Source organism: Kaistella sp. (genome assembly GCF_032060305.1).
Taxonomy (GTDB): Bacteria; Bacteroidota; Bacteroidia; order Flavobacteriales; family Weeksellaceae; genus Kaistella; species Kaistella yananensis.
On sequence record NZ_DAMBHK010000008.1, the window covers coordinates 20,107 to 30,551 of the forward strand.

Genomic DNA, 10,445 nt, shown 5'->3' on the forward strand with positions numbered 1-10,445 from the left:
TTTACTAATAACGAAGAATTGTTCTTTTTAGTTTGCATGAAATTTATTATCTTTGCAACGCTTAAAATTAAAGCTAAACTAATCAATTTTTAATATAAAAAATAAATTTTATGTATACACCCGTTGCTGCAGACGTAGCCAAATTAAGAAACATTACAGGAGCAGGAATGATGGACTGCAAAAAAGCCTTGGTTGAAGCTGAAGGAGATTTCGATAAAGCGATTGAAATTCTTAGAAAAAAAGGCCAGAAAGTTGCTGCAAACAGAGCCGACAGAGAATCTACGGAAGGTGCTGTTATCGCTAAAGTAAATGCAGACAATACTGCGGGAGTAATTATCGCGTTAAACTGCGAAACAGACTTCGTTGCAAAAAATGACGATTTCGTAAAGTTGGCTCACGAGCTTGCTGAACTTGCATTAGGAAAAACAAAAGAAGAATTTTTAGCTTCAGATTTCCAGGGAACTACTGTTGCTGAAAAACTAATCGAGCAAACTGGTGTTATCGGCGAAAAAATTGAGATCGGTTCTTTCGAAACTATCGAAGGTCCATTCTTGGGAGCATACATCCACGCAGGAAACAAAATTGCTGCGATCACTTCACTTTCTGCTGATGTTGACGGGGCCTCTGAAGCTGCAAAAGCTGTATCAATGCAGGTTGCTGCAATGAACCCAATTGCACTTGATGAAACGATGGTTTCTCAGGAAGTTATCGACAGAGAGCTTGATATCGAAAGAGAAATCTTAACTAAAGAAGGTAAACCTGCAAACATCATCGATAATATCCTTAAAGGAAAAATGCAGAAATTCTACAAAGACAACACATTGGTTCACCAGGCTTTCATTAAAGACAGCGGTGTTTCTGTAGCTGATTACGTAAAATCTGTAAACGGAGATTTAAAAGTGGTAGGTTTTGTAAGAGTAAGTCTTGCATAACCGAAAATCTTTTTTTCATATAAATCTCTTCCATTAACCATGGAAGAGATTTTTTTTCGGTAATTATGAAGTAATTTTGTCTCCCGGAAAAATACTATGTACAGAGCCAATATATTCAGCAGTTTTGCACTGCTTTTCATGGTGTTCAACATTTCTCCTCAGGCACAGCAATACATTACAGTTGATTCCTCGACTTATAGTGCAGAAGAGCTTGTACGCGATATCTTTATCGGTTCACAAAATTCGGGTTGCATCACCGTATCCAATGTTTCTGCAAAAGGATGGCAGAACTTCGGAAGCAGTTCTTCGAGTTACGGTTATTTTGAAAAAGGCACTCTGCCTTTCGATATCAACAAGGGAATTATTCTAAGCACGGGATCTGTTCAAAATGCTCCTGGACCTAATAATATTTTGTTGGATGATCAGGACAGTAACTGGTCTGGCGACCAAGACCTTGCAGATGCGCTACAGGAAAGCGTCTGGAACTACCTGAATGCAACTTCCATTGAATTCGATTTTGTGGCCAGCAATACTTCAGGAATCAGTTTCGAATATTTATTTCTTTCTGAAGAATACCGCAGGACCAACTGCACCTACTCCGACGGATTTGCATTCCTGATTAAAAAAGCCGGTAGCAGTGATCCATATACCAATATCGCCCTCGTTCCGGGAACCCAGGATCCAGTGACATCGCTCACCATTAACACGGCCCAAGACTGTCCCAGAAACACTGCATATTTTGGAAGTTTCAACGGAATCAATTCTCCTACCGCTTTTGATGGACAAACCAAAGTTCTTACCGCAAAAACCGATATTATTCCCGGTGTAAAATATCACATCAAACTGGTTATTGCCGACCATTTGGCAGGTTCCGACCGAACAGGCCGTTACGATTCTGCGGTTCTTCTGAAAGCCGGGAGCTTTGTAGGTAAAAAGGATTTGGGCCCAGATCTTTTAATCTCAACCAATAATCCGGTTTGCGAAGGAAGTTCTAAAATTTTAGATGCCACCACCACAGGCGCTACTTCGTACCAGTGGTTTAAAAATGGAATATCGATTTCGGGAGCAACACAACCACAGCTCAGTATCCCCGGCGTAACTGCGAGTAACGGGAATTACGGAGTTGAAGTTAATGTTGGCGGTTGTATTCTGACAGGTTCTGTACAAATAGAAATTCAGGAAAAACCTTCCCTGAATTTAGGAACATATTCTCTGTGTGATGATAATTTATCAGGAAGCGTTCCGGTAGATTTCTCAAATCTCGATTCACAGATTATTTCTAATTTCAATTCAGGATATCAGCCAAAATATTATCTCGAAAAATCCGCTTCACAAAGCGGAACTCCTGGAACAGAACTGCAGAACGGCTGGCTCCTCACCACCGACACACCCATTTACATTCGAATTGAAAGCGCTTTTGGCTGTAACCCGGAATATGGTGAAATCATTCTTAAAATTGGCAACAAAACACCCTTGATCACTAATTCTTTTTCTGATGATGTATGCGACAACGACCGTGATGGAAACATCAGTATTAATCTGAAAAATTATCAAACACGGTTTACATCTTCAGCGCAGGCGACTGTAACATTTTACAATTCTCCGCAAGATGCTAGAAAAAAGGTGAATCCCATTCCAGAAAACCAAATAATCAGTAATTCGAAAGTTTTTGGAATCAGAATCGAGAGTTTATCGGCCTGCCCGAATGTAGCGACATTAAGCCTGAACTTTAAATCACCCAAAAAATCGGAAGATTTAAAGGACAAAGTGATCTGCAGCAATGCCACAACGAGTTTAGACGCAGGTCCCGGCTTCGATTCTTATACATGGAGCACCGGCGAAACAACTTGGGAAATTAACAACCTTGCTGTCGGAGAGTATTGGGTCGATTTAGGCTCTAATGGATGCGTTTACCGTCAAACAGTGAAAGTTACAGCCTCAACGTTACCTCAGATTACCAACATCGATGTTTCCGGAAATACGGCTACAGTCTTTGTAAGCGGTGGACTTCAACCCTACGAATATTCCTTAGACAATATCACTTTTCAGAATTCTAATGTATTTACAGATATTCCTCGTGGACTGCACAAAATATATGTTCGGGATGCAAAAAAATGCCAAACCGTAGAAAAGGAATTTCTGATCATTAATTTGATTAACGTTATTACGCCAAATGGCGACGGAATCAACGATGTGCTTGATTATTCGGATCTGAGGATTAAAGACAACGTTAGCCTGCAGATTTTCGACCGGTTCGGCACTCTGGTTTTCACCTCGAAAGAACATCAGTTTATCTGGGACGGAAAACACAGCGGCAGAACTTTACCCACCGCTAATTATTGGTATGTCCTGAACTGGACGGAACCCGACACACAAATTCCGATATCCTACAAAGGCTGGATTTTACTTAAAAACAGAAATTAAATTTACCTGGAAATGGTATCAAACTGCCGGAAACCATTAAGAAAATCTTTTAAATTCATCCGTTTTTTACCTTCAAGCTGTAATTCTTCCGGATAATAAATTCCGTTTTTGGCAAAAATTTTAAAAGAATGTTTGTCAATTTCTATACTTCCCGGAGTTTTTCCGTGCGGCAGCACCTCAAATTTACCTTTATAAATTTTCAGGTTTTTTTCGTCCCCGCCAATTTTCAAAGTCGTAAACGCACAAGGATAAGGCGACATTCCGCGGATGAAATTATGAACTGTTTCAGCGTCTTTTGTCCAGTCGATTCTGGTATCTTCTTTAAAAATTTTAAAAGCATTTTTTGGATGCTCAACATCAGGCTGCGGTTTTTCCTCGATTGAATTTTCCGCCAAACCATCTAAAGTTTCCACAACAAGTTTTGCGCCCATTTCCATTAAACGGTCGTGAAGTTCACCCGCATTTTCTTCTGGTGAAATTTCGATTTCCTGCTGAAGAAGAATATTACCTTCGTCAATTTTTTCATTGATGAAGAAAGTGGTTGCGCCGGTTTTCTTTTCCCCGTTAATTACGGCATAATTAATCGGAGCCGCGCCACGGTAATCCGGCAGAAGCGATGCGTGAAGGTTGAAAGTTCCTAATTTTGGCATTTCGAATAAAACTTTAGGCATCATTCTGAAGGCTACCACTACAAAAACGTCAGCATCCAAATCTTTTATGCTCTTTAAAAATTCCGGATTTCTTAATTTCTCAGGCTGAAAAACCGGCAGATGATTTTCTACGGCGAAAGTTTTCACGGGTGATTCATGAATTTTTTGTCCGCGTCCGCTTGCTTTATCGGCAACGGTTGCCACCCCGACAATTTTGTGTTGAGATTGGTGAATAGCCTGAAGCGAGGTTTTTGCAAACTCGGGAGTTCCGAAAAATATGACTTTTAATGATTTCATTTTTTATTTAAAGTTTTAGGCAAAATTATGCTTACTCATTCAATGCGTAAGTCCGGAAATTCAGCATTTTTACTTTTCCGGAATCCAGCAGATAGATAAGATTTTCAAGGATATTTTCCTTTTCGTAGTAATTTAATCTGATGGCAACCTCTTCTATGCTGGAGGGTTTCTGTTGAAGGATTTCGATGATTTCGTGGGAGATATTTCTTCCGAAAACGCCTTCTTTCTGTTTCTCACATACTGTACAGTTACCGCAGTTTTTAACATTCTTCTCACCGAAATAAGACAGAATAAGTTTCATTTTACAGAAATCGGTATCCTGTACAAAAAACTTCATTTCTTCCCACTTCTGAAGTTTATTTTTCTGAATCTGCTCAAAAAGATTCCAGTATTTTCCTTTAATGGCACGATCGTCCCGGTGTTTAAGGAATTTGATGCTAGCCAGTGCACCATCGATATATTCCAGATAATTTTTCTGCTGCAGTTCCTTAATCCGTTCTCTTATTAGATGCGGGTCAACATTCATTTTATTACTGAGGGTAAATTCGCTGAAGAGGATTTTGTGGGTCGTAAGTCCGGAGTAATTCCGAAGCAGAAGTTCTATAAAATATGCATCCTTTTTTGCCAGCAGATCGAGCTCTTCAGGATTAATTTTTAATTCCAGAGAAGAAAGCGAACGGTTATTGTTGAAAAAAACAACTTCCTGGTTGTGAAGAAAATTCAGTACATTTTTAATTTTCGCCATAGAAGTTTTGGTAAAATTCTGAATTTTCTGAACGTGTAGTTGAAATACATTTTCCGGCAAATCATTTTCAGCAATCTGAAAACTGGAATAGAGATAAGAAACGATATTGTAAAACTCCTGTTTGGTGGGTGTTTGGTTCCGTAAGATCTGATCAAAATTTGCAAGTTCCTGCTCATTCCAGAACAGAAACGTTGAAGACGGCTGCCCGTCGCGACCTGCCCGCCCGATTTCCTGATAATAATTTTCCAAAGACTGCGGCGGAGAAAAATGCACGACAAACCGTACATTATCCTTATCGATTCCCATCCCGAAAGCATTGGTGGAAATTAAAACATGTTGCTGACTTTTCAGCCAGAAATTCTGTTTTGCATTTTTTTCTTTTGCGGGCAATCCTGCGTGGAAAAAATCAACATTCTGGATTTTGTTGTTTTGCAGAAACTTTACCAACTCTTCAGATTCTTTTCTTGTCCTTACATAAACGATTCCCGACGAGTTGTTATATTTCAGCAGGTTGAAAATTCTTTGATATTTATCTGAAATTTTGTCTGAAATGATTTTGATATTGGTTCGGCGGAAACTTTTTTTGAAAATTTCCGGATTCTTTAGATTGAGTTTGACCTGAATTTCCTGAAGAACCTTCGGTGTTGCCGTTGCTGTTAGCGCCAGGCATGGAATTTCTTTAAAATGGTTCCGAAAATCTTTGATGTGCTGATAACTCGGCCGGAAATCCTGCCCCCATTCCGAAATACAGTGCGCTTCATCTACGGCAATAAACGAAATCTGAATTTCTTCGAGGTTTTGCAGAAAAGTCCTGTTGGTAAGTCTTTCCGGAGACACATAAAGCAATTTGGTAAGTCCTTCCTTGCATCGGTTAAAGATGGTTTCAGCATCGAATACATCGAGTTCAGATGAGAGATATTCGGCTTCAATCCCATTATTTTTAAGCTGATAAACCTGGTCTTTCATTAAAGCCAAAAGCGGGGAAATTACAATGCACGTACCTTCTAAAATGAGTGCCGGAAGCTGATAACAGAGTGATTTACCACCACCAGTAGGAAGCAAAGCCAATGAATCTTTGCCAGAAATTACGGTATCAATGATCTCTTCCTGAGAATCTCGGAATGTGCTGTAACCCCAAAAATGTTTTAAGGTATCGAACTTTAGCCGGTGAAAATCTTGGGAAGAAATCATGGAGTAAAATTACAGAAACAAAATTCATAAAACAAAAAAAGCCACGCAATGCGTGGCTTTAATATGATAATTACTGAGAATTATTTAGCTTCGAAGTACACTCTTCTGTTTGCTCTGTTTTTCCATTCAGGACATTTTGTCGCTGGGTCGCACTCCGGATATTTCAGGTCTTTTTCACCTCTACCGATCGCTTCAAGTTTACCCGCTTCTACTCCATTCTGGATGAGATAGTTTTTAACAGAATTCGCTCTTCTTTCTGAAAGCTTCTGGTTGTAAGCATCTGAAGCTCTTGTATCTGTACCTCCGATCACATTGTAAGAACCGGATGAAGAGTTGATATAGTTTACAGCGTTATTAAGAATTGGTGTATTTGAAGGAAGAATTCTATCAGAATCCAAATCAAATTCGATACCTTCTAAAGTTCTTGTGTTATCTGTAACTGTTCCGCCTGTAGGACAACCGTTGTTTTCCACAGGGCCTGGCACGGTAACACATTTGTCATAAAGATCGATTACTCCATCTAAATCTGTATCCAGTGCTACACCTGCTCCATCAACTCTTGCACCTGCAGGAGTATCAAGTTGTCTATCCCAATCATCACATACGCCGTCGTTATCAGCATCTCCTTTCTTACATACTTCAACATCCTGGTTTCTGTCTGCCAAAACATCAAGTTTGTAGTAGATTTCCTGTAACGGATCGTGCCACATCAGGTGAGACTGGTGCTTACCTAATTTAAGAGATAGTCCTAAAGTAGCATTGAAGAAGTTATCGGAAACCTGATCTTCACGCTGATTGATCGGGCTGTATTGTCCACCGCCGCCATCAAATTCATCGTCTCCGGTTACAAAGTACATTACACGTCCTTCAATATCAATTTTTCTGTTTACTTTATATTTCAACCCTGCACCTGCCTGACCGAACATCGAGCTCAGCTTGAAGGGCTTAATCTCGGTCATTAATCTTTGTCCTGAAGCATCTTCAAGATAAGCTCTGTACGCTAAAGTACCTATACCAGCATAACCATGCAATGCCCATCTGTAAGGTGATTTGTTATCAACTCTTCTCAATAAGTTTGAAAAATTGATATCTCCCAATAATGAGATTGCGTCGTACTGTGTTCTCGCACCTACATCCTGGTATGGATTTCCTGTTCCTGATGCGTTATCTGTTTTGGTATTGAACCATCCCTGTCTGGTTTCACCCCTGTCGTACTGCAAATTTAAACCAAAAGCATGGGTAATTGCTTTATCGATACTTAAATATGCAGAATACCCAAATACGTTCTTACCGTTTCCGTTTTTAATTGAAGTTAGGTCGGCAGACTGTACCAGCGGAACGCCGGCTCCAGCAGAAATTGACCAGTCATTAAATCTCTTAGATTCCTGAGTAAAAGGAGAAACATTTGCAGACCCTGAAGTAAAAGTATTAGGATAACCTTCAGTAGAAACCGCAACTGAGTCTTGTGCGTAGATAGCAGCAGGTAATACTAGTGCTAAAGCAAAGCTTGTTAAATTTAGTTTCATAATTTATTTATTTGTAATGTGATGTTTATTATTGTCCTGTGCTGTTACCAGTATTTACATTTATAGCGGCACCAGAAGGACAGCCATTATTCTCAACAGGTCCGGGAACGGTTACACACTGATCGAACAAGTCGATAACCCCGTCTAAATCCATATCCAGTGCTACACCTGCACCATCCACTCTCGCGCCGGCAGGAGTATCAAGCTGTCTGTCCCAATCATCGCAAACTCCATCATTATCATTGTCGCCTTTCTCACAAACAATAAATTCATCTGGAGTGTTCTCTAGAGTAGTTGTTCTGCTATAAGCTTCATGTAAAGGATCGTGCCATGCCAGGTGGGTATCGTGTTTACCCAATTTAAAGGATAACCCGAGGTTTACAGTAAGAAGGTCATCGCTGTAAGAATCATTAATCAGGTTATAGTTGATTCTTGGCGAATTAGTATCTCTTCGATCTCCACCACCATCGAATTCCTCGTCACCACTCATGATATACATGGTTCTAAGTTCCAAATCAATCAACTTTGATGCTTTGTACTTAAGTCCCAGACCACCTTGGTAGAAAAACGAATTAATGCCGAATTTTTGGTCTACAGCAAGCGGAAAAGTTCGTGGATTATAGTTAGAGATATCCTGGTCCAGGAGTAAAGTTTCATAACCCTGAATTCCTACACCCGCGTACCCATGAAGAGCCCACCGGAAAACCGAATTGTTATCAACTCTTCGAAGAAGGTTAGAAAAATTAATATCACCAAGTAGAGAAACCTGTTGATATTTGGTCCATGCATCGGCGACTCCTGCTTTAACACCTTCAGCACCAGGCAATTGTCCCCGCTGGTTGGATTCTCCCATTTGGTATTGTAGACCAAGACCAAAGGTGTGTGTAATCTGTTTGTCCAAACTTACGTATGCGTTCCAGCCCCAGTTAATTTCATCACCATAGAAAGATGTTAAATCAGCTTTTGCCATCAATGCTGCACCACCACCAACCGAGATTGCCCAATCATTGAATTTCCTCGATGAATTATTGAAGTTGTAAACATTGGCAGAACCGTTAGAAAACGTGTTTGGATATTTCTGATTATCCTCTATAGAAGTGCCATCTTGGGCATAGAAAGCAATAGGCAGAAAAAATGCTAAAAATAAACCTAATTTCATATTTATGTTTTTAATGTTTTCTGATGCTTAACAACAATTTTTTAGAAAATTCACGTTCTTTAACATGTTTTTCGTGAGGAATTTTTAATCTGCTGCAATTAAAATTCAAGTTCCCAAAAAAGACAATATCTATATCAATAACCCTGTCTATATACCCTTTCGTTATCAATGAATCTTCTGTTCTACCCATTTCAAACTCTATTTTTTTTATTGAATTCAGCAGTTCTATGGGAGAAAATTGTGTTTTTATACGCAATGCAATATTACAAAAAATATTATTACTAACAAATTCTACAGGTTTTGTGCGCAACATTTCACTGCGGCCAACAACATTACCAAGTTCATTTTCTATTTTGATGATTGCAGTCTCTATATTTCGTTCCGGAAAATCTAAATTGCTTCCAAGTAACAAAGTGACCAATTGCTGCGACATATCCTGAAATATATAAAGATTATGAAAAGTTTTTTTAAAAATGTCTTAGCAAATATAGTAGCAATTATGCTGATTGGCGGACTTTTTTTTATGTTTTTGGTGATGCTGGTTGCCGTATCTGCTTTTAGCGGTAACAAAAAATCTGCCATAAAAGACAATTCTGTACTTACTTTGGACTTTAAAACAAATATTATCGACAGTCCTGCCGAAGACAACAAAGATATTTTCGATTTCAGTGAGAAAGAAAATAATGTGATGTTGTATGATATTGTAGAGGCAATAAGAAAAGCAAAAACCGATGATAAAATAAAGGGAATAAGCATTGAAACCGACGGACTGCGTGCGGGTATGACGCAATTGGATGCCGTACGTGCTGCATTAGAAGACTTCAAAAAAACCGGTAAATTTGTGTATGCATATGGCAATAATGTATCCCAACCTGCATATTATTTAGGTTCTGTAGCGGAGCAATATTTCCTAAATCCTGCAGGTGGCATCGAACTTAAAGGTCTAAGCACAGAGGTACTTTACATGAAAAGTTTTACCGACAAATTCGGCATCGGGACAGAAATCATTCGTCACGGAAAATATAAATCTGCCGTTGAACCTTTTATGAGAGACGATATGTCGCCGGAAAACAGAGAGCAGATTTCTACAATGCTGAATGATTTATGGTCTCATAATTCAAATAAAATTGCTGCATCCAGAAAAATGGATTTAAACCAGTTCAAAACTGTGGTTGACAGCCTTTACGGCATCATTCCGGATTTGAGCCTGCAGTATAAACTTGCCGACCGGTTGATTCAAAAAACCGAATATGATGACCTTATAAGAGCTAAACTTAAAATAAAAGAAAGAGATAAACTTAACAAAATTTCGTTCAGCAAATACATCAGTTCCTATGAAGAAGAAAACTTTAAAAAAGATGACCAGATTGCTGTTTTATACGCTTCGGGAGCTATTTACAACGGAGAAGGCTTCGACGCAGTATACGCTGAAAACTTCGTAAAGGAAATCAAAAAAATAACCGACAACGATAAAATCAAAGCTGTGGTTTTCAGAATAAACAGCCCTGGCGGAAGCGCAAA

Annotated in this window: 8 protein-coding genes; 3 read left to right on the plus strand and 5 right to left on the minus strand. The window is 39.2% G+C overall.

Annotated elements, in window-relative coordinates; translation table 11 throughout:
• The first annotated feature begins 110 nt into the window (after positions 1–110).
• Positions 111–932, plus strand: coding sequence for a translation elongation factor Ts (gene tsf, locus V5N63_RS02065; protein ID WP_265145084.1), 822 nt, complete (start codon positions 111–113; stop codon positions 930–932).
• Positions 933–1,028: 96 nt separating this feature from the next.
• Entirely contained in the window at positions 1,029–3,356 is a 2,328-nt protein-coding gene (locus V5N63_RS02070) for a choice-of-anchor L domain-containing protein (protein ID WP_332032550.1), read from the plus strand.
• A gap of 2 nt (positions 3,357–3,358) precedes the next feature.
• Here the strand turns inward: V5N63_RS02070 and fmt are convergent, their stop codons facing one another.
• From fmt to folK, 5 genes are all read right to left on the minus strand, one after another.
• On the minus strand, positions 3,359–4,303 hold the full coding sequence (gene fmt, locus V5N63_RS02075; RefSeq protein ID WP_332032552.1) for a methionyl-tRNA formyltransferase: 945 nt from the start codon (positions 4,301–4,303) through the stop codon (positions 3,359–3,361).
• 31 nt (positions 4,304–4,334) lie between these two features.
• On the minus strand, positions 4,335–6,239 hold the full coding sequence (locus V5N63_RS02080; protein WP_332032554.1) for a RecQ family ATP-dependent DNA helicase: 1,905 nt from the start codon (positions 6,237–6,239) through the stop codon (positions 4,335–4,337).
• A gap of 80 nt (positions 6,240–6,319) precedes the next feature.
• A complete protein-coding gene (locus tag V5N63_RS02085; RefSeq protein ID WP_332032556.1) occupies positions 6,320–7,765 on the minus strand; it encodes an OmpA family protein in 1,446 nt (481 codons plus the stop codon).
• A 28-nt stretch (positions 7,766–7,793) separates the two neighbouring features.
• Positions 7,794–8,924 (minus strand): OmpA family protein, encoded by a 1,131-nt coding sequence (locus tag V5N63_RS02090; protein ID WP_332032558.1) that lies wholly within the window; start codon positions 8,922–8,924, stop codon positions 7,794–7,796.
• Between the two features lie 10 nt (positions 8,925–8,934).
• Complete coding sequence (gene folK / locus V5N63_RS02095) at positions 8,935–9,357, minus strand: 2-amino-4-hydroxy-6-hydroxymethyldihydropteridine diphosphokinase (RefSeq protein ID WP_332032560.1); 423 nt, start codon at positions 9,355–9,357, stop codon at positions 8,935–8,937.
• Between the two features lie 21 nt (positions 9,358–9,378).
• Between folK and V5N63_RS02100 the strand changes: the two genes are divergently transcribed.
• Positions 9,379–10,445 (plus strand): S49 family peptidase (locus V5N63_RS02100; RefSeq protein WP_332032562.1); only part of this gene is annotated, 1,067 nt, incomplete at its 3' end.

Excerpts from the sequence above, each read along its gene's own strand:
- tsf (WP_265145084.1), top strand. The coding sequence starts at position 111 with ATGTATACACCCGTTGCTGCAGACGTAGCCAAATTAAGAAACATTACA.
- V5N63_RS02070 (WP_332032550.1), top strand. The coding sequence starts at position 1,029 with ATGTACAGAGCCAATATATTCAGCAGTTTTGCACTGCTTTTCATGGTG.
- fmt (WP_332032552.1), bottom strand. The coding sequence starts at position 4,303 with ATGAAATCATTAAAAGTCATATTTTTCGGAACTCCCGAGTTTGCAAAA.
- V5N63_RS02080 (WP_332032554.1), bottom strand. The coding sequence starts at position 6,239 with ATGATTTCTTCCCAAGATTTTCACCGGCTAAAGTTCGATACCTTAAAA.
- V5N63_RS02085 (WP_332032556.1), bottom strand. The coding sequence starts at position 7,765 with ATGAAACTAAATTTAACAAGCTTTGCTTTAGCACTAGTATTACCTGCT.
- V5N63_RS02090 (WP_332032558.1), bottom strand. The coding sequence starts at position 8,924 with ATGAAATTAGGTTTATTTTTAGCATTTTTTCTGCCTATTGCTTTCTAT.
- folK (WP_332032560.1), bottom strand. The coding sequence starts at position 9,357 with ATGTCGCAGCAATTGGTCACTTTGTTACTTGGAAGCAATTTAGATTTT.